This is a genomic window from Rhizobium sp. KNZ2-6A, assembly GCF_056755475.1.
In genome coordinates, this window is sequence record NZ_JBNDIC010000028.1 from 1 (window position 1) to 21,542 (window position 21,542).

General features: G+C 60.4%; 23 protein-coding genes. 14 read left to right on the plus strand and 9 right to left on the minus strand.

What is annotated here, in order from left to right:
* On the minus strand, positions 1-645 hold a 645-nt coding region (ccmA, locus tag ACPYOP_RS19220; RefSeq protein WP_481412010.1), incomplete at its 3' end, for a heme ABC exporter ATP-binding protein CcmA.
* A gap of 263 nt (positions 646-908) precedes the next feature.
* On the opposite strand from ccmA, the gene acnA reads away from it, so the two are divergent.
* The 3 genes from acnA to ACPYOP_RS19235 all read left to right on the plus strand — a co-directional run bounded on the left by acnA (position 909) and on the right by ACPYOP_RS19235 (position 5,315).
* Positions 909-3,599, plus strand: a complete 2,691-nt coding sequence (gene acnA, locus ACPYOP_RS19225) for an aconitate hydratase AcnA (protein ID WP_481411937.1) — start codon at positions 909-911, stop codon at positions 3,597-3,599.
* 258 nt (positions 3,600-3,857) lie between these two features.
* Positions 3,858-4,601, plus strand: coding sequence for a DUF1223 domain-containing protein (locus ACPYOP_RS19230; RefSeq protein WP_481411938.1), 744 nt, complete (start codon positions 3,858-3,860; stop codon positions 4,599-4,601).
* Positions 4,602-4,913: 312 nt separating this feature from the next.
* Positions 4,914-5,315 carry a DUF2794 domain-containing protein gene (locus ACPYOP_RS19235; protein WP_481411939.1) on the plus strand — a complete coding sequence of 134 codons (402 nt, stop codon included), beginning with the start codon at positions 4,914-4,916 and terminating at the stop codon, positions 5,313-5,315.
* 239 nt (positions 5,316-5,554) lie between these two features.
* Here ACPYOP_RS19235 and ACPYOP_RS19240 read toward each other — a convergent pair whose 3' ends face one another.
* From ACPYOP_RS19240 to ACPYOP_RS19255, 4 genes are all read right to left on the minus strand, one after another.
* Positions 5,555-6,112, minus strand: a complete 558-nt coding sequence (locus tag ACPYOP_RS19240) for an N-acetyltransferase family protein (RefSeq protein WP_481411940.1) — start codon at positions 6,110-6,112, stop codon at positions 5,555-5,557.
* A 119-nt stretch (positions 6,113-6,231) separates the two neighbouring features.
* Positions 6,232-6,972 (minus strand): Bax inhibitor-1/YccA family protein, encoded by a 741-nt coding sequence (locus ACPYOP_RS19245; protein WP_075853634.1) that lies wholly within the window; start codon positions 6,970-6,972, stop codon positions 6,232-6,234.
* 195 nt (positions 6,973-7,167) lie between these two features.
* Positions 7,168-9,714: an ABC transporter permease gene (locus ACPYOP_RS19250; RefSeq protein ID WP_481411941.1), complete on the minus strand. Its 2,547-nt coding sequence runs from the start codon at positions 9,712-9,714 to the stop codon at positions 7,168-7,170.
* Positions 9,711-10,421, minus strand: coding sequence for an ABC transporter ATP-binding protein (locus ACPYOP_RS19255; protein ID WP_481411942.1), 711 nt, complete (start codon positions 10,419-10,421; stop codon positions 9,711-9,713). The genes ACPYOP_RS19250 and ACPYOP_RS19255 overlap by 4 nt, the downstream gene beginning before the upstream one ends.
* Before the next feature lie 81 nt (positions 10,422-10,502).
* Here ACPYOP_RS19255 and ACPYOP_RS19260 point away from each other — a divergent pair, with 81 nt between their 5' ends.
* Together ACPYOP_RS19260 and thpR are read left to right on the plus strand one after the other, a co-directional pair.
* Positions 10,503-11,153: an arylesterase gene (locus ACPYOP_RS19260; protein ID WP_481411943.1), complete on the plus strand. Its 651-nt coding sequence runs from the start codon at positions 10,503-10,505 to the stop codon at positions 11,151-11,153.
* A gap of 68 nt (positions 11,154-11,221) precedes the next feature.
* Entirely contained in the window at positions 11,222-11,818 is a 597-nt protein-coding gene (gene thpR / locus ACPYOP_RS19265) for an RNA 2',3'-cyclic phosphodiesterase (protein ID WP_481411944.1), read from the plus strand.
* On the opposite strand, the gene ACPYOP_RS19270 is transcribed toward thpR, so the two are convergent.
* A complete protein-coding gene (locus tag ACPYOP_RS19270; protein WP_481411945.1) occupies positions 11,749-12,231 on the minus strand; it encodes a low molecular weight protein-tyrosine-phosphatase in 483 nt (160 codons plus the stop codon). The two genes, thpR and ACPYOP_RS19270, sit on opposite strands and share 70 nt — an antisense overlap.
* Before the next feature lie 135 nt (positions 12,232-12,366).
* On the opposite strand from ACPYOP_RS19270, the gene ACPYOP_RS19275 reads away from it, so the two are divergent.
* The 5 genes from ACPYOP_RS19275 (at position 12,367) to ACPYOP_RS19295 (ending at position 15,980) form a co-directional block, all read left to right on the plus strand.
* Positions 12,367-12,672, plus strand: coding sequence for a 4a-hydroxytetrahydrobiopterin dehydratase (locus ACPYOP_RS19275; RefSeq protein WP_481411946.1), 306 nt, complete (start codon positions 12,367-12,369; stop codon positions 12,670-12,672).
* 66 nt (positions 12,673-12,738) lie between these two features.
* Complete coding sequence (locus ACPYOP_RS19280) at positions 12,739-13,128, plus strand: YkvA family protein (RefSeq protein ID WP_481411947.1); 390 nt, start codon at positions 12,739-12,741, stop codon at positions 13,126-13,128.
* Positions 13,129-13,460: 332 nt separating this feature from the next.
* Positions 13,461-14,024: an invasion associated locus B family protein gene (locus ACPYOP_RS19285; protein ID WP_481411948.1), complete on the plus strand. Its 564-nt coding sequence runs from the start codon at positions 13,461-13,463 to the stop codon at positions 14,022-14,024.
* Between the two features lie 286 nt (positions 14,025-14,310).
* Positions 14,311-15,546: a dual-specificity RNA methyltransferase RlmN gene (gene rlmN / locus ACPYOP_RS19290; protein WP_481411949.1), complete on the plus strand. Its 1,236-nt coding sequence runs from the start codon at positions 14,311-14,313 to the stop codon at positions 15,544-15,546.
* A gap of 5 nt (positions 15,547-15,551) precedes the next feature.
* Entirely contained in the window at positions 15,552-15,980 is a 429-nt protein-coding gene (locus ACPYOP_RS19295) for a hypothetical protein (RefSeq protein ID WP_481411950.1), read from the plus strand.
* Here ACPYOP_RS19295 and ACPYOP_RS19300 read toward each other — a convergent pair.
* Together ACPYOP_RS19300 and ACPYOP_RS19305 are read right to left on the minus strand one after the other, a co-directional pair.
* Entirely contained in the window at positions 15,964-16,605 is a 642-nt protein-coding gene (locus tag ACPYOP_RS19300) for a LysE family translocator (RefSeq protein WP_481411951.1), read from the minus strand. The genes ACPYOP_RS19295 and ACPYOP_RS19300 overlap by 17 nt on opposite strands.
* Positions 16,606-16,673: 68 nt before the next feature.
* Positions 16,674-17,528: an SDR family NAD(P)-dependent oxidoreductase gene (locus ACPYOP_RS19305; protein WP_481411952.1), complete on the minus strand. Its 855-nt coding sequence runs from the start codon at positions 17,526-17,528 to the stop codon at positions 16,674-16,676.
* A 41-nt stretch (positions 17,529-17,569) separates the two neighbouring features.
* Between ACPYOP_RS19305 and ACPYOP_RS19310 the strand changes: the two genes are divergently transcribed.
* The 3 genes from ACPYOP_RS19310 (at position 17,570) to ACPYOP_RS19320 (ending at position 20,141) form a co-directional block, all read left to right on the plus strand.
* Positions 17,570-18,361, plus strand: a complete 792-nt coding sequence (locus ACPYOP_RS19310; RefSeq protein ID WP_481411953.1) for a hypothetical protein — start codon at positions 17,570-17,572, stop codon at positions 18,359-18,361.
* The gene (locus tag ACPYOP_RS19315) at positions 18,300-18,782 is read left to right on the plus strand and encodes a hypothetical protein (protein WP_481411954.1); all 483 of its coding nucleotides are present in this window, start codon (positions 18,300-18,302) and stop codon (positions 18,780-18,782) included. Before ACPYOP_RS19310 ends, ACPYOP_RS19315 begins: the two co-directional genes overlap by 62 nt.
* A gap of 135 nt (positions 18,783-18,917) precedes the next feature.
* On the plus strand, positions 18,918-20,141 hold the full coding sequence (locus ACPYOP_RS19320; RefSeq protein WP_481411955.1) for an argininosuccinate synthase: 1,224 nt from the start codon (positions 18,918-18,920) through the stop codon (positions 20,139-20,141).
* Positions 20,142-20,218: 77 nt separating this feature from the next.
* Here the strand turns inward: ACPYOP_RS19320 and ACPYOP_RS19325 are convergent, their stop codons facing one another.
* Positions 20,219-20,701 (minus strand): MarR family winged helix-turn-helix transcriptional regulator, encoded by a 483-nt coding sequence (locus ACPYOP_RS19325; RefSeq protein ID WP_481411956.1) that lies wholly within the window; start codon positions 20,699-20,701, stop codon positions 20,219-20,221.
* Between the two features lie 161 nt (positions 20,702-20,862).
* On the opposite strand from ACPYOP_RS19325, the gene ACPYOP_RS19330 reads away from it, so the two are divergent.
* Complete coding sequence (locus ACPYOP_RS19330) at positions 20,863-21,504, plus strand: LysE family translocator (RefSeq protein WP_481411957.1); 642 nt, start codon at positions 20,863-20,865, stop codon at positions 21,502-21,504.
* Positions 21,505-21,542 lie beyond the last annotated feature (38 nt).

Below are 21,542 nucleotides of genomic sequence, written 5' to 3' on the forward strand. Positions count from 1 at the left end.
TCCCCAAACCCCCTCACTCACCCCGGCAAACCCCGTCATACGCATTTCCTGCGCATTCTCCAAGCCCAGCGGCTGGTGCGTGGCCGCAAGAACGATGCCGCCATTCTTCTGATGCGTTGTGATCAGTTCCGCAAACAGCCGGTCAGCGGAGCTGTCCAGCGCTGCCGTCGGCTCGTCGAGGATCCAGATCTGGCGGTGGGCGACCAAAAGTTTGGCGAAAGCGATTCGCCGCTGCTGGCCGGCGGAGAGGTAGCCGAAGGGCAGGTGGGTGATGCCGGCGAGCCCGACGGCGTCTGCAGCTTCATCGACATCCAGGCCGAAACCTCCCACCATGTTGCCGAGGAAGGTTTTCCAAAAGGTCAGGTTTTCAGCGACGGTCAGCTCGGATTTCATCGCATTGCGGTGGCCGAGATAGTGGCTGGCTTCGCCCGCCGGATGGTCCGATTCGCCGGCCTTTCCGGTGAATGTGACGCGACCTTTTTCGGGCCTCAGAAGGCCGGCCACAACTCGCAGAAGCGTTGATTTTCCAGAGCCGTTGCGCCCGGTCAGAATAAGGGCTTCGCCGCCAGCCAAGCTGAGGGAAACATTCGAGAAAATCAGGTCCTCACCCCGCCTTGCCGCCAGATTTTCAGCGCTTAGATGCATTCGCTCAGGCTTTCCCCGTTGTCGTTGCCGCAGCGCGCAAAAAATTGTCCAAATTTGCGCTTTGTCACTCTGGCAAGTCTTTACGAAATTATCTATAAGACCTGCAACCACGCCAGCGGTCGGCGTGAATTTCATCCTTGCGCCGAACATAAGGTTTTCTGCCTTACGTGCGGACAGCGGAAATGGCCGCACCCGCATCCTGATGTGCATAAAGTGCATAGGCGTTCGCACGACTGTGTTGGCTATCAGAAACGGGGTATCTCGTGTCTAAATCTCTTGACAGTTTCAATTGTCGTTCCACGCTGACCGTGGGCGGGAAAGACTATGTTTATTTCAGCCTTCCCAAGGCTGAGACCAATGGTCTGCCCGGCGTTTCCAAGCTGCCTTATTCCATGAAGGTGCTTCTGGAAAACCTGCTGCGTTTTGAAGACGGGCAGTCGGTCACCAAGGACCATATCCTTGCCGTCGCCGAATGGCTGACCAACAAGGGCACCGTCGAGAACGAAATCGCCTATCGCCCGGCGCGCGTGCTGATGCAGGACTTCACCGGTGTTCCCGCCGTTGTCGACCTTGCCGCCATGCGCGACGCGATGGTCTCCCTCGGCGGCGATCCGGAAAAGATCAATCCGCTCGTTCCCGTCGATCTCGTCATCGACCACTCCGTCATCGTCGACGAATTCGGCACGCCACAGGCTTTCGCCAAGAACGTCGAGCTGGAATACCAGCGCAACGGCGAGCGCTACCGCTTCCTGAAGTGGGGCCAGCAGGCATTCAAGAATTTCCGCGTCGTTCCCCCCGGCACCGGCATCTGTCACCAGGTGAACCTCGAATATCTCGGCCAGACCGTCTGGACGAAGGAAGAGGACGGCGAAACGATCGCCTATCCCGATACCTGCGTCGGTACCGACAGCCACACGACCATGATCAACGGCCTCGGCGTTCTCGGCTGGGGTGTCGGCGGTATCGAAGCGGAAGCCGCCATGCTCGGCCAGCCGGTCTCCATGCTGCTGCCCGAGGTCATCGGCTTCAGGCTGACCGGCAAGCTCAAGGAAGGCGTCACCGCGACCGACCTCGTGCTGACCGTGGTACAGATGCTGCGCAAGAAGGGCGTCGTTTCCAAGTTCGTCGAATTCTTCGGCCCCGGCCTCGACAACATGCCGCTCGCCGACCGCGCCACCATCGGCAACATGGGTCCGGAATACGGCGCGACCTGCGGCTTCTTCCCGGTCGACAAGGAAACGCTGAACTATCTCAACATGTCCGGCCGCGCCAAGGACCGTATCGCGCTCGTCGAAGCCTATTCGAAGGCTCAAGGCATGTGGCGTGACAATGACGGTTCCGACCTCGTCTTCACCGACACGCTGGAACTCGACCTTAACGACGTCGTGCCGTCGATGGCTGGCCCGAAGCGCCCGGAAGGCCGTATCGCGCTGGAAAACATCGCTTCCGGCTTCGCCACCTCGCTGGACACCGAATACAAGAAGCCCGGCCAGCTCTCCAACCGCTATGCGGTCGAAGGCACGGATTTCGATATCGGCCATGGTGACGTTGCCATCGCCGCCATCACCTCCTGCACCAACACCTCCAACCCGTCGGTGCTGATCGCTGCCGGCCTTCTTGCCCGTAACGCCGTTGCCAAGGGCCTGAAAACCAAGCCGTGGGTCAAGACCTCGCTCGCGCCGGGATCGCAGGTCGTCGGCGAATATCTTGCCAAGTCCGGCCTGCAGGCCGATCTCGACAAGCTCGGCTTCAACCTGGTCGGCTTCGGCTGCACCACCTGCATCGGCAATTCCGGCCCGCTGCCGGCGCCGATCTCGAAGACGATCAACGACAAGGGCCTGATCGTATCGGGCGTTCTCTCCGGCAACCGCAACTTCGAGGGCCGCATCTCGCCCGACGTTCAGGCGAACTACCTGGCTTCGCCGCCGCTGGTCGTCGCCTACGCGCTCGCCGGCTCGGTGCAGCTCGACCTGACGAAGGAGCCGATCGGTGAAGACCAGAACGGCAAGCCCGTTTACCTGAAGGACATCTGGCCGACCTCGCAGGAAGTACAGGAATTCATCCTGAAATACGTCACCCGCGAGCTCTACGAGAGCAAGTATGCCGACGTCTTCAAGGGCGACGCCAACTGGCAGGCCGTGCAGGTCCCTCCGGGCCAGACCTATACCTGGGACGACAACTCGACCTATGTGCAGAACCCGCCTTACTTCGTGGGCATGGGCAAGACCGGCGCCGGCGTTTCCGACATCAAGGGCGCCCGCGTTCTCGGCCTCTTCGGGGACAAGATCACCACCGACCACATTTCCCCGGCCGGTTCGATCAAGGCTGCCTCGCCGGCCGGCTCCTACCTCATCGGCCATGGCGTCGGTGTTGCAGACTTCAACCAGTACGGCACGCGCCGCGGCAACCATGAAGTCATGATGCGCGGCACCTTTGCCAACATCCGCATCCGCAACCACATGCTCGGCCCGAACGGCAAGGAAGGTGGCTACACCATCCATTATCCGTCCAAGGAAGAGACGTCGATCTACGATGCGGCCATGCAGTACAAGGCCGAGGGCGTTCCGCTCGTCATCTTCGCAGGCGTCGAATACGGCAACGGCTCGTCGCGCGACTGGGCTGCCAAGGGCACGAACCTGCTCGGCGTCCGCGCCGTCGTCGCCCAGTCCTTCGAGCGTATCCACCGCTCGAACCTGGTTGGCATGGGCGTCATCCCCTTCGTCTTCGAGGAAGGCACCACCTGGGCGAGCCTCGGTCTGAAGGGCGATGAGCTCGTGACCATCGAAGGCCTGGAACACATCAAGCCGCGCGAGCGCAAGATCGCCAAGATCACCTATGGCGACGGCACGGTGAAGGATGTTCCGATCATCTGCCGCATCGATACGCTGGATGAGGTCGTCTACGTCAACAATGGCGGCATCCTGCAGACCGTTCTGCGCGATCTCGCCGCCTGATAGGCGTCCGAACTACTCTTGCACGCCGCCGGGAAAGTCTCCCGGCGGCGTCTTGTTTTTCACGGTGATGTGTACGGCATCTCCTCCGCCGGGCGTCAGCCTCACCCCATCGTGACTTTGCGTCATCGCGTTAAGCTATTATCTCTTGTTTCAGATTTTTCGGGCTTGATGTGGCCTGGTCGCCCCAAGAAGCGCGAGTTTTGCAGAGCCCGTATAGGCAGACGGCGCTCGAGATTGGATGCAGAGGTAGAGATAGAAATGCGCCTTCGATTTTCGGTTCCACTTCTGGCAGGCATCGCGCTCGCAAGTTCGCTGCATGCGCAGGAGGCATCGAAGATCAAGGGCGTCGTTGAGCTCTTCACCTCGCAGGGCTGTGCCTCTTGTCCGCCTGCCGACGCGGCGTTCCGCAAGCTGATCCGCCAGGGCAATGTCGTCGCGCTCGCTTATCATGTCGACTATTGGAACTATCTCGGCTGGAACGACACCATGGCGTCCAAGGACAATACGGCGCGCCAATATGCCTATGCCCGCACGATGGGGCGCAGCGGAGTCTATACGCCGCAGGCGATCGTCAATGGCAGGGACCATATGAACGGTGCCGATCTCGACGCCATCAATGTCAAGCTCGACGATTTCCAGCGCCACGGCGAGGGGCTGATCGTTCCGGTGAACGCCGCCACGAAGGGCGACGAACTCGAGATCAAGATCGGCGCCGGTGAGGGCAGGGCCAATGTGGTCGTCGTCTATTTCGACAAGGAGCAGATGGTGGCGCCGAAAGGCGGTGAAAACACCGGCCAGCAGATCGCCTATATGCATGCCGTATCGGACGTCGAGACCGTGGGCATGTGGGATGGCAAGGCCATGAGCCTGGTACTGCCCTCCACCGTGCTTGATAAGGCCGGCCGAAGAGGTCTTGCCGTCCTTCTGCAATCGTCGACGCCTTCGGGCGATCCGGCCGCCATTCTTGGAGCAACGGTTCTGACCATCGGCTCGGACGGCTGAGCGGCTTTTCTGAATTTCGGCTCGCGCCGAAAAGATTCCCTATTTTGGCTCACGCCAAAAAGGGGGGATGCCCGGCGAGGACGCATTCGGGGCTGGGGTTTAATCGATGCGCCCCGGCCGGGCCGTTTGACGCGGCGGCGCCAAACGGCTCCTATACTTCCTGTAAATTGGGCGTCGTTTTGTCTGAAATGCGGCGCTGCCGAGATGCTTTCGGGCACGGGAAAGAAATTGTGAGCGATCAGCCGTCTTGCAATTTGGTGTGGCTGAGGCAAACTGTCATTCTCCTGTCATGAGATAGCCCTTGGGGGATTGATGACTGATCAGCCGGATTTGCGACACGGCGAACACCGTTCCGCCGATACTAATTCCTCCGTCGTCGTCGATCTCAGAGAATACAAACAAAGCAAGGATCCGCTACCGGTGACCTTCCATCGCCGGGAGCTGGACGCGATCTTATGGATCTACGGCCGCATGGTCGGCGAAGGCGAATGGCGCGACTACGCCATCGACCATCTGAAGGAGAAGGCGGTTTTCTCTGTCTTCAAGCGCTCCGGCGAGATGCCGCTCTTCCGCATCGAAAAGAATCCGAAGCTTGCCGCCAAGCAGGGCGCGTTTTCCGTGGTTAACACCAACGGCATGATCCTGAAGCGCGGCCACGAGGTGCAGCAGGTTCTTAAGGTGTTCGATAAGCAGCTGAAGCTGGTGGAGAAATAGTTTCGACGGTGTGAGGATAGTGCGCACCCCCCTCTGTCACTTCGTGACATCTCCCCCACAAGGGGGGAGATTGTTAGCTCGCAACACGCTCCCGCCTCAAGCGAACATCGAATCCGCTGAAAATGCAGCCTATTGTTTAACGGGTAACCAGTCCCGAGCTCCCAACGATCTCCCCCCTTGTGGGGGAGATGTCACGAAGTGACAGAGGGGGTATTCGAGACTCGATCAGTAGGTAGATCTTACTCCCCAAACAACGTCCCAGGATAAACCGACGGATCCGGATCGGTGCCGTTGCCCTCGCCCAAGGCCTTCTGCATCAGCATGGTATCCAGCCATCGGCCGTGCTTGTAGCCGGTGCCTTTCAAGAGGCCGCTTTCGGTGAAGCCTGCGGCGCGATGTACGGCGACGGAGGCGGGATGGGCGCCGCCGATGACGGCGATCATCTGGCGGAAGCCGAGAGCTTCGCAGCGTTCGACGAGCGCATCGAGCAGCAGCCTGCCGACGCCGCGCCCACGGGCCTCGGGCGCCAGATAGATCGAATCCTCCACCATCCAGCGATAGGCCGGCCGCGTACGGAACGATGAGGCATAGGCATAGCCGAGGAACGCGCCGGTTTCGTCTTCTGCGGCGATATAGGGATAGCCCTTTTCACGGATTGCCTGGAAGCGGCCTGCCATCTCCTCCTGGCTCGGCGGCGTGATCTCATAGCTCGCCGTGCCGTTCAATACGGAATCCCGATAGATGGCGGTGATGTGGGGGAGGTCGTCTGTGGTAGCGCTGCGAAGGCTGACGGACATTGCTTCTATTGCCTGATCTGCTTGATATGACCGTCGGTATCAAATCGCAGGGCCGACCGCCAGGCAAATAAAAAAGGCGGCCGAAGCCGCCTTTCCGTTGCTCATTTCATGCGCTGCGATTAACGGCGGTTGCCCATAAACTGCAGCAGGAACATGAACAGGTTGATGAAGTCCAGGTAGAGCGACAGGGCGCCCATGATGGCCTTGCGGCCGGCCACGGTCGCATCATCGGCGGTATAGTACATTTCCTTGATCCGCTGCGTATCGTAGGCGGTGAGGCCTGCGAAGATCAGGACACCGATCACGGAGATGGCGAACTGCAGGGCGGACGAAGCCAGGAAGATGTTGACTAGCGTCGCGATGATCAGGCCGAAGAGACCCATCATCAGGAACGAGCCCATCGCGGACAGATCACGCTTGGTCGTGTAGCCGTAGAGCGACAGCGCGCCGAAGGAGGCGGCGGTCACGAAGAAGGTCTGCACGACGCTCTGGCCGGTGTAGATGATGAAGATCGACGACAGCGACAGGCCCACCAGCGCGGCGTAGACCCAGAAGGTCGTCGTCGCGGCAGCCACGCTCATGCGGTTGATCCTGAAGCTCAGGAAGAAGACCATTGCCAGCGGGGCGAGAATGACAACCCACTTCAGCGGGCTGAGATAGATCGCCTGGCCGAAGGCCGTGATCTGTCCGTTTGCAAAGGCGAGCGAGAAGGAGAGATAGGCGGCAACACCCGTGATCGCCAGACCCAGCGCCATCAGGTTATAGACCTTGAGCATGTAAGCTCGAAGGCCCTCGTCTATCATCGCACCGGATTGCGCGCCGCTCTGCGCCCGGTTTTGGTAATTGCGGAAGTCAGCCATGTTTTCCTCTTTCAAGCTCCGATGTGAGTACGGTGTCGGGTCTTTCAAGCCCAGGCGCCGCTGCGGAGCTCCAGCATGCCTGCACAGAATATGAGGCTTTCGGGCCTCATACACAAGGGTCCAGCGATCCGGCGCATGTTAAATCGATGTAATATCGAGCCGTTTTGCCGGCTCCCGGTTCATCTTGGTAATGAATCAGAGCTCGCGCAGAACGGGCGCTGCTTTCTGACCGAGGATGCGCCAGGTACCGATCAGGCCGATACCAACAGTCAGCACCAGGGCGATGATCAGCGTCGAGAAGGCGACGTCCGGCAGGAAGGCAGACGGCAGGCGCATGATGCGGCTGACGATATACCAGGCGGATGCTGAACCCGCGATCAGCGCGAAGACGGCGGTTGCCGCGCCCAGGATCAGGTATTCGTAGCTGAAAGCGCGGATCAGCGTCGCACGCGTCGCGCCGAGCGTCTTGAGGATGACGGCATCATGGGTGCGGGCGCGGTTGCCGGCCGCGAGCGCACCTGCCAGCACCAGCACGGACGCGATGAGCGCGACCGAGGCGGCGGAGCGGATAGCGGTGGCGAGCTGCCCCACAAGCGTATTGACGACATCGAGCGCGTCCTTGACGCGAACGCTTGTTATGGTCGGGTAGGCATTGGTGACCTTCCGGAGGATCGCCGCTTCCTGAGCGGAGGTGGCGGACGTATCGGTCAGCGTTGCCAACCAGGCGTGCGGCGCGCCCCTGAAGGTATTGGGCGAGAAGATCATCACGAAATTGATCGACAGCGATTGCCATTGAACCTTGCGGAAGCTGGCGATCTTCGCGGTGACGTTGCGGCCGAGCACGTTGACGGTGACCTTGTCGCCGAGCTTCAGGCCGAGCGCCTTGCCCTCCTCTTCGGAAAAAGAGACCAGCGGTTCGCCGCTATAGTCCTTGTCCCACCATTTGCCTTCCGTGACCGAGGCGTTTTCCGGCACTGTATCGGCATAGGTGATGCCGCGATCGCCGCGCAGGACCCATTGACCTGCGGCCGGCACCTTCATCTTGGTGACATCCTCGCCATTGAAGGCGACGATGCGGCCACGCAGCATCGGCGCCTCGACGAGCTTGCCCTTCGGATCCTCGGCGAGCATGATCTTGCGGAAGCCTTCCAGTTCCGGCCCCTGAATATCGACGAAGAAGAAATTCGGCGCCTGTTCGCTCATGCGGCCCGTCAATTCCTGCCGCATGTTGCCGTCGATCAGTGTCAGGGTCACCAGCAGCGCCAGGCCAAGGCCGAGCGACAGCACGACGGATGAGGTCAGCGCGCCCGGCCGGTGGATATTGCCGATCGCGAGGCGCAAAGCGGGCGAGCGCACGCGCGGGCTGCGGCGGGCAAGCCAGGAGAGCGCGGCGGCGACAGCGCGCAGGATGACGAAGGCGACGGCGATGGAGACGACGAAGACGATGGCGATGAAGCGATCATAGGCGGTGATGATCGCGAGCGCCGCAAGTGCCGCCATCAGCAGGCCGGCGGCCAGCAGATAGGGCCAGCCGGGCAGGCGGCGTGCTTCGAAGCCCTGTTCACGGAACAACGCGGTTGCCGGCACCTCGCGGGCATGGCCGAGCGGCGGAATGGCGAAGGCAAGCGTCGTCAGCAAGCCGAAGGCGGCGGCGAGTATCAGCGCGCCGGGATAAAGCCTCGGTGTGGTTGAAATGGGCAGGAATTCGGCCATGAACTTCGACGCGATCATGGGAGCGATGGCGCCAAGAACGAGACCGGCGGCGATGCCGGCCAGTGCAATGACGGCGATCTGGATGAGATAGATCAGCACCACGACGAAGGCCGGAGCGCCCAGGCATTTGAAGGTGGCGATGGTGCTGCGCTTCGAATCGAGGAAAGCGCGGACGGCATTGGCAACGCCGACGCCGCCGACGATGAGAGCCGCCAGACCGACGAGCGTCAGGAACTGCGAGAAACGTGTGATGTTGTCGGCAAGCTGCGGCGCGGCGCGGTCGCTGCTGCGGATCGACCAGCCCGCCTGCGGGAAGGCGGCATTGGCGCGGTCACCGAGATTGCGGATGCCAGCCGCCGGATTGTCCATGCGGATCCGATAGGCCTGCTCGACGAGGCTGCCTGTCGTGATCAGGCCGGAAGCGATCAGGGCATCGCGGCTGGTGAGCAGGCGTGGCGCGAAGCCGAAGCCTTCGGAGACGGCATCCGGCTCGCTCTCAACGGTTCCGGTGATGCGCAGCTTGGTGTGACCCAACAGCAGGGCATCGCCGATCTTGAGGTTCAGGCGTTCGAGCAGCAGGGGGGCGACGATGGCGCCATAGGTGCCATCCTTGGCAGCCAATAGCGTTGGGAGCGGCTGATTGGGTTCGGCCTCGAAGGTGCCGTAGAGCGGATAGGCATCGTCGACGGCCTTGACCTCGACCAGCGCCTGGTCCGAGCCGTCGGGCAGGCGCGCCATGGAGCGCAGTCCGGTGGAGCGGGAGACCTCGCCGAGGCTTTGGAGATAGGCGAATTCCTCCGGCGTCGCCTCCCGATTGCGCAGTTCGAACCGGGCATCGCCTGATAGCAGCGACTGCCCCTGCGTCGCGATGGCGTCAGTGATCGAACGGGATACGGAATTGACGGCGGCAATCGCGCTGGTGCCGAGCGCAATGCAGGCGAGGAAGATGTAGAAGCCGCCAAGGCCACCGCGCAATTCGCGCATGGCAAGGCGGAAAGCGAGCGTCAGGCGAAATCCCGCCGCGCTCATGCAATCGCTGCCTGGCTGGTGCGTGCGCGTGTACTGTCATTCTCGATTTCGCCGGAGCGGACGCGGATCTGGCGCGAGCAGCGGGCGGCAAGCGCCGGATCATGGGTGACGAGCAGCATGGTCGTGCCGCGCTCGGCCTGCTGGGCGAAGAGCAGGTCGGCGATCTGCCGCCCGGTATCGGTGTCGAGATTGCCTGTGGGTTCGTCGGCGATGAGGACGGCGGGCGAAGGGGCCAGCGCGCGGGCGATGGCGACGCGCTGCTGTTCGCCGCCGGAGAGCTGGCCGGGATAGTGGTTGAGCCGCTCGCCCAGCCCCACCGCTTCCAGCTCGCGCCGGGCGATGTCGAAGGCGTCGCGGACATTAGCAAGCTCCAACGGCACGGCGACGTTTTCCAGCGCCGTCATGTTGGCGATAAGATGGAAGGACTGGAAAACGATGCCGATATTGCGGCCGCGGAAATCGGCGATGCGGTCCTCGCTCAGGCTGTGCAGGGGTGTGTCACGGATCAGAAGTTCGCCGCTGTCGAGCTTTTCAAGGCCGGCCAACACCATCAGCAAGGTCGATTTGCCGGAGCCGGACGGGCCAACGATGCCGACGGCTTCGCCCTCCATGACCGTGAGGTCGATGCCCTTCAGCACATGGACTGACGCGGCGGCACTGCCGAGCGTCAAATCCGCCTTCTTCAGCTCGATGATGGTTTTTGCCAATGCGAACGCCCTATATATCAGTGAACATCAGAGATAATGGCGGGCGCGACTGGCCCGAGCAGCGAATTTAGGGAATGGATCATGGGTTTTAAAGTTGCTGCGCTTCACTTCGCTGTCATCACTTTCGGTCTTTTGTTTGGCGCGGTGGGCATTGCGCAGGCCCGGACGATCCAGCTGGTGGGCTTTGGCGACAGCCTGATGGCGGGTTACCAGCTGCCGCCCGGCGACGGATTTCCCGCCAAGCTGGAAGCCGCGCTGAAGGCCAAGGGACTGGATAACGCCGTTGCCGATGCCGGTGTCTCCGGCGATACGACCTCGGGCGGGCTCGCGCGCATCGACTGGTCGGTGCCCGATGGTACCGATGGCGTGATCCTCGAGCTCGGTGCCAATGACGCCCTGCGCGGCATTCCGCCGGAGCAGACGGAAAAGAACCTCGAGACGATGATCGAGCGGTTGAAGGGCAGAAAAATCCCGATCCTTCTCGTCGGTATGCTGGCTCCGCCGAATATGGGGCCTGACTACGCCGACAAATTCAACCCGATCTACAAGCGTCTTGCCGACAAATACCAGCTTGCGCTCTATCCGTTTTTCCTCGACGGCGTCGCCACGCATGCGGATCTGCAGCTCGCCGATGGTATGCATCCGAGCTCCAAGGGCGTGGATGTGATGATCGAGCATATGTTGCCGGCTGTTATCAGTTTTGTAGGGACGATTGACGCAGGTGCGAAATAGGTGCTTGCACCGACTGCAAATGCGTGATTCCCTACCTGTACCTGCAAGAGATTCGGGGAGTGCTCGTCATGCCGAGACTTTTTACCGCCCTCGAAATTCCGCGCAATGCGGCCATGAGCCTGTCATTGTTGCGCGGTGGTCTCCCGGGAGCCAGGTGGATCGACGTTGAAAATTATCACATCACTCTGCGCTTCATCGGCGATGTCGATGGCCGCACTGCCGATGAGATCGTCGACCGGCTGGACCGGATAGATCGACCTGAATTCCAGCTTCGGCTGGAGGGCATCGGTTCCTTCGGCTCCAAGAAGCCGCACTCGGTGTGGGCCGGTGTCTCGCAGACACCGGACATGCACGCGCTGCAAGGCGAGATCGAACGCATCTGCCAGCGCATCGGCCTGCAGCCCGATCCCCGCAAGTTCACGCCGCATGTTACGCTTGCCAGGTTGAAATCCTCGCGGGTCGACGATGTCGTGCACTATCTCTCCGGTCGCGGCAACTTCTATACTCAGCCGTTCACGGTGGGGCGCTTCGTGCTTCTCTCGTCGCGCGAATCGGTCGGCGGCGGGCCTTATCTCACCGAAGAGATATTCCCGCTTCACGAGCCGCGCAGCACCTTCCCGGCCTTGGGCAATAATGCGCCGCAGCCCGCCAAGAGCATGGTGTAAACCGTCTCGAAATCCTCGCGGTCGCCATAGTAGGGATCGGGAATGTCCCTGTTGTGGCCGAGCGCAAGGGCATTGAAGAGATGCAGTTTGCCTAGCGCATCGGCGGGTGCCGTCTTGCGCAAGTTCTTCAAATTGTCTTGATCCATTGCCAGGATCAGATCGAACCTGCCGAAATCGGCAGGTTCGATACGCCGGGCGCGCTGGCGTGAAATATCGATTCCGTGACCGGCCGCGACGGCGATCGAGCGCCGATCCGGTCGTTGGCCCTGATGCCAGCCGCCGGTGCCGGCGGAATCGATGTCGAATTCAGCCGCACGGCCCGCCTTGCCCGCCAGATGCCTGAATATGCCTTCGGCGAGGGGTGACCGGCAGATATTGCCGGCGCAGACGAAAAGAATCCTGTGACGATCCATGCTATCGTTTCACCGCTAGAGCTTTACTGCTTTTCTTCGAAACGCGAAAAAGCTCTATCCTTTGTTGTTACGCAATTCCGGACGGAAAACCGCTTCGCACTTTTCCTGGAATTGCTCTGAGAGGAGTAGTTTGCCATGAAATACGAGAAGCTGGACCGGACGGCAATCGATGAAAATCTTGCGGAACTTGTAGGCTGGGCGCTTGCGGACGACGGCCTTTCGATTTCGAAGACCTTCAAATTCCGCAGTTTCGTCGAGGCCTTTGGCTTCATGACGGAAGCCGCCCTTGCCGCGGAAAAATTCAACCATCACCCGGAATGGTTCAACGTCTATTCCCGGGTCGAGGTGAGACTGACGACGCACGATGTCGGCGGCCTGACCGACCATGACGTCAAGCTGGCCAAGGCGATGGAAAAGGCTGCGGCGCGCCGGCTCGATTGAATCGCGGCAAGCGATCACCATATGTTTACCCGGCCCGGGCGACGGGCCTCGCTAGAGGTGAATGGAATGGATGACATCAAGTATGGGGAAATCCTGATGCCTGGTGACGAAGAGACCCAAAAAGAGCAGGAGAAATCGGTGCGCGGCAAATTCTGGCCGACCTTGCGGAAGGCAGCTCGCCATATTCCCTTTTCCCGCGACGTCGTGGCCGCCTTCTATTGTGCCTTCGACCCGCAGACGCCGACGCGTGTTCGCGGCATCCTGCTGGCGGCGCTCGGCTATTTTGTCATGCCCGTCGATATTATCCCCGATTTCTTTGCCGTCATCGGCTTTTCCGATGATGTCGCGGTGCTGACGCTCGCTTTCAGCATGATCAGGGGCCATATCCGCCAGGAACATTACGACGCCGCCGACCGCGCGCTGGAGAACGAGCCAGAAGCTGTCAAGACGGCCTGACGCTCGTTTTGCGGAGCCGATCTGAATTCTTTCGGGTTTCCAGAGATTTATGAGAGCTGCCTGATTTTAGCGAGGTCAAATTCTTGCCCGAATCTTTCTGTCTTAAATCGAACCTGCAGGGTGGTACTTCACCATCCGGGTTTTCCAATTCCTTCTGATGCGTTTCAAGCTTTGCGCGATAACTGGATTGAAATGGCACGGAGCCGGTGGCGGCAGCGCTCCGTTGACGGTTTGGTAACCTGAATAAAGTCAAAATAAGGCAGCTCACGAGCACAGGCGTGCGTCAATCGAATCGCCATGAGCTCTGGATCGCAAGAAATCGGCAGGAAACCATGTTTGTAAAAAGCTTCGCAATCGCCCTCTCGCTCGTTCTGGCCGGAACCGGCATCGCGTCCGCGCAGACCAAGAAGCAGAAGCAGACGCAGCCGGCACCAGCGGCGACAGCGGCCGCGCCGGCAGCTCCCACGCGCATTCAGCAATTCGACGCCTGGGGCGCTTATTCCTACCAGTCCGCCGGCGGCAAGGTGTGCTACGTTCTCTCGGTGCCCACAGCGAAGGCGCCGACGACGGGCATCGACCATGGCGACAATTTCTTCATCGTGTCGCAGCGCCCGGGCCAGAATATTTCCTATGAGCCGCAGGCGATGATGGGCTATCCTCTCAAGGAGAATTCCAAGGTCAACGTCATCATCGACAACAAGACCTTCGTGATGTTCACCAAGGACAAGGCCGCCTGGGTCGAAAATGCCGCGCAGGAGCCGGCTCTGGTAGCCGCCCTGAAATCGGGCCATTCGCTGAAGGTTTCGGCGACCTCGAAGAAGGGCACGGCAACCTCCTACACCTATTCGCTGAAGGGCGTCAGCGCTGCTCTCAAGCAGGTCGAAAACTGCAAGTAAGATCGAAGGCCGATGGATCACGGAAACGTGATTGCTCTAACGCCGCGACCGCAATGACAAGGCCGGCCATATCGACCGGCCTTTTGCTTTTTAGGGCCAAACTTCGCTTTTTAGGGAAAGGGATGACGCGAGCGGAAATTAATGCTAAAGGCCGCGCCAACAGCAGGTGTGCGGCAGACAGCTCGTCCCGCCACCGCATGAATCTTCAGATTTCCGTGCCTTGCCTGCATCCGCAGCTATCGTCAGCTTTTGCGGCATCGCCGATGTGAACCGTTGGAACGATCCTATGTCCGCCACCGATGTCATAACCCCCTCCCGGCTCAAGCCGATGCCCGTATCGCAGCCGATCGAGCTCTCGCCGAAGCCGTCGCTGATTGGCCTGACGCGCGAAGAAATGGGCGCCGCCCTCAAGGAAAAGGGTGTCGCCGACAAGCAGATCAAGATGCGCGTCAGCCAGCTCTGGAACTGGATCTATGTGCGCGGCGTCTCCGATTTCGATGCCATGGCGAATGTCTCCAAGGACATGCGCGAAATGCTGAAGGCGCATTTCACCATCGCCCGCCCCGAGATCGTCGAGGAGCAGGTTTCCAATGACGGCACCCGCAAATGGCTGCTGCGCTTTCCGCCGCGCGGCGCCGGCCGGCCCGTCGAGATCGAGGCCGTCTACATCCCGGAAGAAGGTCGCGGCACGCTCTGCATTTCCAGCCAGGTCGGCTGTTCGCTCACCTGTTCCTTCTGTCATACCGGCACGCAGCGCCTGGTGCGCAACCTGACGGCGGAGGAAATCCTGTCGCAGCTGCTTCTAGCGCGCGACCGGCTCGGCGATTTTCCGGACCGTGAAGCGCCGCAAGGCACGATCATGCCGGCCGAGGGCCGCAAGGTCAGCAACATCGTCATGATGGGCATGGGCGAGCCGCTCTATAATTTCGACAGCGTCAAGACGGCCTTGCTGATCGCCTCCGACGGCGACGGCCTTTCTCTTTCCAAGCGGCGCATCACGCTTTCGACCTCGGGCGTCGTTCCGGAAATCTATCGCACCGGTGACGAGATCGGCGTCATGCTGGCAATCTCGCTGCATGCGGTGCGCGACGACCTGCGCGATATGCTGGTGCCGATCAACAAGAAGTATCCGCTGAAGGAATTGATGGATGCCTGCCGCGCCTATCCCGGCCTCTCGAATGCCCGGCGCATCACTTTCGAATATGTGATGCTGAAGGGTGTCAACGACAGCCTCGAGGACGCAAAGGGGCTGATCCAGCTTCTGAAGGGCATTCCGGCCAAGATCAATCTGATCCCCTTCAACCCCTGGCCGGGCACGAACTATCAGTGTTCCGATTGGGAGCAGATCGAGAAGTTTGCCGATTTCATCAATTCGGCCGGCTATGCCTCACCGATCCGCACACCGCGCGGGCGCGACATCCTCGCCGCCTGCGGTCAGCTGAAGTCGGAGTCGGAGCGCATGCGCAAGACGGAGCGATTGGCTTTCGAAGCCATGATGATCGCCAATCACGGCGAGGATTGAGATCGATGCTTCTCGGACTGCGCAGGCCGATACGGCTCCTATGGGGCTATCTCGCCGCTTGCGTTCTGATGGGCTTCGTGCTGGCCTGTGCCGCTGCATGGACAGTGCCGGAGACCGCGGCGCCTGAGCTTTTCGTTCTGACCGTCGTGCTGACGAAGGTCGCGCTGATCGTCAGCATCCTGCCGTCCTTGGTCGTCATCCCCATTCTCGAATGGCGGCGGGTTCGCCGCTGGTACGGCTATGCGACCTATGGGGCCATTCTGTCGGCCGTGGCGTCCATCCTGATTTCCGGCGGCGTGGAAGGGCCGCAGACCCTCAATCTGATCACCATTGCGGTCTGCTTCGCCTTCCTGGGCATGGCCAGCGCCACCGTCTATTGGTGGATTGCCGGCCGGTTTGCCGGCCGCTGTTCCATGCTCAACGAGCCTGAGTGAAGAAGATCTTCATCGCGAAAACCGAGAAGACGCCGGCAAAGGTATAGTCGAGGCCGCGCATCACGCCGCGGTTCCTCTGCAGCCACGACGACAGGCCGTCGGCGGCAAGAACGACGAGCATGTTCACCGGCATGCCGATGACGATGAAGAAGAAGCCGAGAAACAGCAGCTTGTGCGTGACGGCCGGATCGCCCGCCGTGACGAACTGCGGCAGGAAGGTCATGAAGAAGATGATAACCTTCGGGTTCAGCAGATTGACCCAGAAGCCGGTGGAAATATTGGCAAGCGGCGTGCCCTTGATGGCATCGACCTTTTTGACCGACAGGCTGGAGCCGAAGCGGATTGCCTGGATCGCCAGCCAGAGCAGATAGGCGGCGCCTCCGGTCTTCAGCATGGTGAAGGCAAGCGGAGAGGCCGTTATCAGCGCCGAAATACCGAAGGCCACCAGGCAGGTGTGGACGATGACGCCGAGGCTGGTGCCGAGCACGACGAAGAGCGCCGGCTTCTTGCCCTGCGCGAGCGCGCGGCTGATCGACAACGTCATGTCGGGGCCGGGTGTCATGGCCAGCAACAGGCTCGCTGCCGCAAAGGCGAGGAGGGTCGGCAGGCTTGGTATGAAATCCATGAAAGTCGCTCCGAAAGCCGGATAATGGTGCTCAGCGTTTTCTTATCCGGCTTTCGAAGGATTGCAAATCAATCCTTCTTTTCGAGGAAGGCCTTGAATTGATCGGCATAGTCGGGGTGCCAGCGCGACAGCGGCGGGCGGTTCTCGACGATATCGCCGGCGGCCCAGAGCATGCGGCGTTCGTCGACAGGCCGGGCCACGTCGTTGTCGGGGCAAAGGATATAGAAATCGCCGCGCTCAAGGCTTTCGACCATGAACTCGACCGTCTGTTCCGGCGTCCAGGCGCCGGCGGGTTTTTCTCGGCGGTCGCCCTTGGTAAGGCCGGTGAAGACGAAGCCTGGAATGAGGAGGTGGGCCGATATCTTCGCGCCTTGCGTATTGCGCAGTTCGTGCTGCAGCGCTTCGGTAAAGACCTTCACACCGGCCTTCGACACATTGTAGGCGGGATTGCCGGGAGGCGTGGTGATGCCCTGCTTCGAGCCGGTATTGATGATGATACCCGGTTCGCCATGCGTCAGCATGCCAGGTCCGAAAGTGCGCGTGCCGTTGATGACTCCCAGCAGATTGACGCCGAGGATGGCATCCCAGCCGGCCTGCGCGCTGAAGATCGAGGTTTCCGGGCCGATGCCGGCATTGTTCATCAGCACGTGGACGCGGCCGAAGCGCTGCAGGACGGCGCGCTGCAACGCTTCCAACGCCTCCTTGCTGGCGACATCGGTCTCCACGGCCATGACATGCTCTTCGCCTGCCATCGCCTTGAGCTCTGAGGCCGCTTGCGCCAGCCGGTCGCCGCCGAGATCGGCGATGACGACGCTCATGCCGAGCGAGGCGAAATATTTTGCCGCCGCAAAGCCGATGCCGGATGCGCCTCCGGTGATGACGGCAACATTGGATTTTTTGAAAATAGCTTGAATATCGGTCACGAGCGGCGCCCTCCCTGAGCATCCTTTGGATACCGGCAGATATGATCCCCCGATTTGATGTGTCAAATCGAAATCGCCAATCCATCACATGGCCGCTGCCTGCAGCGCCAATGACATGTGCACCGACGCTTTCATTGCCTATTGCCGGCATCTATACTGATGTCGATATGGAGACAGGCATGGCCGGTGATAAACAGCTCGATAGAGCGACGATAGAGGATGCGTTCGATGCCATCGGCAATCTGGCAGCAGAGCGGGGAATCATTCTCGATATGGCTGTCTATGGCGGCTCCTGCCTGGTGCTAGCCTCTGATATCCGGCAATCGTCTGAGGACGTCGATGCCGTCTATCTCAATCACCAGGATAAAGCGCGAGACGTCGTCGAAGCAGTCACGCGGCGCAGGCAACTTCCGTCAGACTGGCTGAATCAGGCTGCAAAGCAATTCGCGCCGCCGCGTGGCAATCCCGCGCCAAACCTGTTGCAGTTCAGAGATTATCCACGAGACAGCTCAGCTATCGGCCTGCGCATTTTTACTCCGACGCCGGAATATGTGCTCGCAATGAAGATTCTTGCCAATCGAGCCGACGACGATGTGAAAAATCTGACCGACAGTTCCGATGCGCTGTCGCTGATGGCCATCACCGGTATCGACACGTTCGATAAGATTGTCGACCTCATGAGGCAGTGTTATCCTAATATTCCCGGTATCGTCACGCCGGTGGTTTCGACACGGATGAAACTCAAGATCCAGGGCCTGGTGGATGACTACAATGCCACAAGCCGAGAACGGCCGACATGGAACGCTGGCAGAGGCGGTCCGCTCGCACCTTGAGACGGGCAGTGCGTTTCGCTTTCATCTCGCAAGCTTTCTCGATGATTTCTATAACGACCGTACTGCTACCGACCGTCGTGCGCGTATTGAGGATGAAGCCCCGCTGACGGGTGACGAAAGGTTCGATGCCCTCATGGGTGCCATCGCCGAGCATCTCTGCCGGAGATGGCAATTGGGTCGAGCTCCGGAATGGACGGAAAATCCAGCACGTTTTCTCAAGCGCCCATGGTTTCTCGGGTCGGAAAGAATGAAGCCGGTCTATCTGGTGGAAAGTCCCAGTGCTTATCGGAGAAGATTTATTTTTACGGAAATGGAGCCTCTTCGCCGAGCGAGAATGCCGAAGGACGCGATGTGGTGGCAGGCTGAGACGATCAGAACAGGGCTCACACCGATGCCGGACGAAATAGAGCACGCTTTCTGAAACCGTCATCCTGGCTTAAGCCTTGGCAGCGCCCTCCAACGCGCTTCCCCTTGCACCTCACGATAATCTCGCTAAAAGTTCCGCGATACAGGTTTGCGGGCCTTTCTCCTGGTCCGCCTCGAAACGGAACTTATCATGGCATCACATAAAGACGTGAAGAAAGTCGTTCTCGCCTATTCCGGCGGTCTCGACACCTCGATTATCCTGAAGTGGCTGCAGACGGAGCTGGGCGCCGAAGTCGTCACCTTCACCGCCGATCTCGGCCAGGGCGAAGAGCTGGAGCCGGCGCGCAAGAAGGCCGAACTGCTCGGCATCAAGGAAATCTATATCGAGGACGTGCGCGAGGAATTCGTGCGCGATTTCGTCTTCCCGATGTTCCGCGCCAATGCCGTCTATGAAGGTGTCTACCTGCTCGGCACGTCGATCGCACGTCCGCTGATCTCCAAGCATCTGATCGAGATCGCCAAGAAGACCGGCGCCGACGCCATCGCCCACGGCGCGACCGGCAAGGGCAACGACCAGGTTCGCTTCGAGCTTTCGGCCTATGCGCTGAACCCGGACATCAAGATCATCGCCCCCTGGCGCGACTGGTCGTTCAAGAGCCGTACCGACCTGCTCGAATTCGCCGAGAAGCACCAGATCCCGGTCGCCAAGGACAAGAAGGGCGAAGCGCCTTTCTCCGTCGATGCCAACCTTCTGCACTCTTCTTCCGAGGGCAAGGTTCTGGAAGACCCGGCCCAGGAAGCGCCCGAATACGTGCATATGCGCACGATCTCTCCGGAGGCTGCTCCCGATAAGGCCACGATCATCAAGGTCGGCTTCGAAAAGGGTGATGCCGTCTCGATCGACGGGAAGCGCCTGAGCCCGGCAACCCTGCTTGCGAAACTGAACGAGTACGGACGCGATAACGGTATCGGTCGCCTCGACCTCGTCGAGAACCGCTTCGTCGGTATGAAATCGCGCGGCGTCTATGAGACCCCTGGCGGCACGATCCTGCTTGCAGCCCACCGCGCCATCGAATCCATTACGCTCGATCGCGGTGCGGCACACCTCAAGGACGAGCTGATGCCGCGTTATGCAGAGCTCATCTATTACGGCTTCTGGTTCTCGCCGGAGCGCGAGATGCTGCAGGCGCTGATCGACAAGAGCCAGGAGCATGTCGAAGGCGAAGTGACGCTGAAGCTCTACAAGGGCAATGTCATGGTCATCGGCCGCGAAAGCCCGAAGTCGCTCTATTCCGACAAGCTCGTCACTTTCGAGGACGACCAGGGCGCTTACGACCAGAAGGATGCGGCAGGCTTCATCAAGCTGAACGCGCTGCGCCTGCGCACGCTCGCCAAGCGTAATCTGTCGAAGTAATCGATAGCTTCAAATGCTGAAAGGCCCGCTTCCGGTGACCGGAAGCGGGCTTTCCTATATGGAATGGATGGCCGGAATTAATCGACCGGCCGTAATTCGCGCTCGACTTCGACCGGCGCTTCGGCCTTCTGCAGATTGCTGCGGAAGGCGCAGAGTGCGTCATGCAGCTTAAGTTGAAGGTCTTTGTCGAAGCCTTGCGTCGCATTGCGTTCGACTTCGCAGACTTCCCTATCGATCTGCTTCAGCTTGGCGTCGGCCGATTCCGAAAGCACGATCCGCTTGGCGCGGCGATCGAGCGGATCGGGTTGGCGTTCGATCAAGCCGCGTGCCTGCAGCTTGTCCAGAAAGGCGCTGACCGTCATCGGCTCCAGCCCCATGCGGGAGGCGATGTCGAGCTGGCGGCTGCCATTGATGGCGGCGACCTGCATCAGCGTCCGCGCTTCGCCCGCCGTCAGTCCAAGCCCAGCGACAAGAATGCGTCGCTCGAAGGCCGTCCTGATCAGTCGGGCGCAGTCGCTCACAAGAAAGGCGAGCGAATCCGTATTAATCCTGCTGTTCATAAGCGCTTCCCTACCTACGCTCTTTAATTTTTAGGCCCCACTACGTTCTTATTGATTTCGTCCCATGAACACAACGACTTCTTCTCTCCGAAACGCGCTGCTGCTTGACCGGGTTCCGCAGATTGCTACTCTCGCGCGATTGCCTGCGGGGAACATTCATCATGACACAATCGCTTGTTGTCGGCGCCTTTCTGGCCGCACTCTTCTATGTCCTTATTCCCGGCCCTGCTTTCCTGGCGTTGCTCGGTATCGGCGCCGGGCAGGGGCGCAAGGCCGGCGCGTTCTTCGTCAGCGGCCATCTGCTGGGTGATCTCGTCTGGTCCACGCTCGCATTGGTCGCCATCGTCGGCGCAAAGACCATCGGCACCTTCGTGTTTGATCTGCTCGGATTGCTATGCGGCTTCTACCTCGCCTGGATCGGCTGGAGCGCCGTGACCGCCAAGCCGAAGGGCGAAGGCAAATCGCTCGTCAATGTCGAGCGGCCCTTCCGCCGTGGGCTGATCTTCGGTGTCACCAATCCGAAGGGATATCCCGTGGCTCTGGCGACCTTCACGGCTCTTGTCGCAGGCTCCGCCGGCGCGCTGACATTCAGTGCGCTGCCGCTGTTGCTCGCCGTTTCCCTTGCCGGTTTCATCACCGCCGATCTCATCCTGATCAGCATCATCGGCGCCGGCGCGGTGCGGCGTTTCTATCGGGCGCACGAGCGGCTGATCGTGCGTTGCTCCGGCGTGCTCTTCATGGGATTTGCCGCCCAGGCGCTTCTGCACGCGACGCCGGGTCTTCTCGGCTGGCGCAAGGCCTGACCCTCATCGGATCAATTTGTTCGATCCCCGCCATACCA

Bases quoted from the DNA above. Each gene is read 5' to 3' on its own strand.
- ACPYOP_RS19270 (WP_481411945.1), bottom strand. From the start codon at position 12,231: ATGGATCGTCACAGGATTCTTTTCGTCTGCGCCGGCAATATCTGCCGG.
- ACPYOP_RS19245 (WP_075853634.1), bottom strand. From the start codon at position 6,972: ATGGCTGACTTCCGCAATTACCAAAACCGGGCGCAGAGCGGCGCGCAA.
- ACPYOP_RS19285 (WP_481411948.1), top strand. From the start codon at position 13,461: ATGTTTGTAAAAAGCTTCGCAATCGCCCTCTCGCTCGTTCTGGCCGGA.
- ACPYOP_RS19295 (WP_481411950.1), top strand. From the start codon at position 15,552: ATGCTTCTCGGACTGCGCAGGCCGATACGGCTCCTATGGGGCTATCTC.
- ACPYOP_RS19310 (WP_481411953.1), top strand. From the start codon at position 17,570: ATGATCCCCCGATTTGATGTGTCAAATCGAAATCGCCAATCCATCACA.
- rlmN (WP_481411949.1), top strand. From the start codon at position 14,311: ATGTCCGCCACCGATGTCATAACCCCCTCCCGGCTCAAGCCGATGCCC.
- ACPYOP_RS19260 (WP_481411943.1), top strand. From the start codon at position 10,503: ATGGGTTTTAAAGTTGCTGCGCTTCACTTCGCTGTCATCACTTTCGGT.
- ACPYOP_RS19280 (WP_481411947.1), top strand. From the start codon at position 12,739: ATGGATGACATCAAGTATGGGGAAATCCTGATGCCTGGTGACGAAGAG.
- ACPYOP_RS19325 (WP_481411956.1), bottom strand. From the start codon at position 20,701: ATGAACAGCAGGATTAATACGGATTCGCTCGCCTTTCTTGTGAGCGAC.
- ACPYOP_RS19300 (WP_481411951.1), bottom strand. From the start codon at position 16,605: ATGGATTTCATACCAAGCCTGCCGACCCTCCTCGCCTTTGCGGCAGCG.
- ACPYOP_RS19230 (WP_481411938.1), top strand. From the start codon at position 3,858: ATGCGCCTTCGATTTTCGGTTCCACTTCTGGCAGGCATCGCGCTCGCA.
- ACPYOP_RS19275 (WP_481411946.1), top strand. From the start codon at position 12,367: ATGAAATACGAGAAGCTGGACCGGACGGCAATCGATGAAAATCTTGCG.
- thpR (WP_481411944.1), top strand. From the start codon at position 11,222: ATGCCGAGACTTTTTACCGCCCTCGAAATTCCGCGCAATGCGGCCATG.
- ACPYOP_RS19240 (WP_481411940.1), bottom strand. From the start codon at position 6,112: ATGTCCGTCAGCCTTCGCAGCGCTACCACAGACGACCTCCCCCACATC.
- ACPYOP_RS19250 (WP_481411941.1), bottom strand. From the start codon at position 9,714: ATGAGCGCGGCGGGATTTCGCCTGACGCTCGCTTTCCGCCTTGCCATG.
- ACPYOP_RS19235 (WP_481411939.1), top strand. From the start codon at position 4,914: ATGACTGATCAGCCGGATTTGCGACACGGCGAACACCGTTCCGCCGAT.
- ACPYOP_RS19320 (WP_481411955.1), top strand. From the start codon at position 18,918: ATGGCATCACATAAAGACGTGAAGAAAGTCGTTCTCGCCTATTCCGGC.
- ACPYOP_RS19330 (WP_481411957.1), top strand. From the start codon at position 20,863: ATGACACAATCGCTTGTTGTCGGCGCCTTTCTGGCCGCACTCTTCTAT.
- ACPYOP_RS19315 (WP_481411954.1), top strand. From the start codon at position 18,300: ATGCCACAAGCCGAGAACGGCCGACATGGAACGCTGGCAGAGGCGGTC.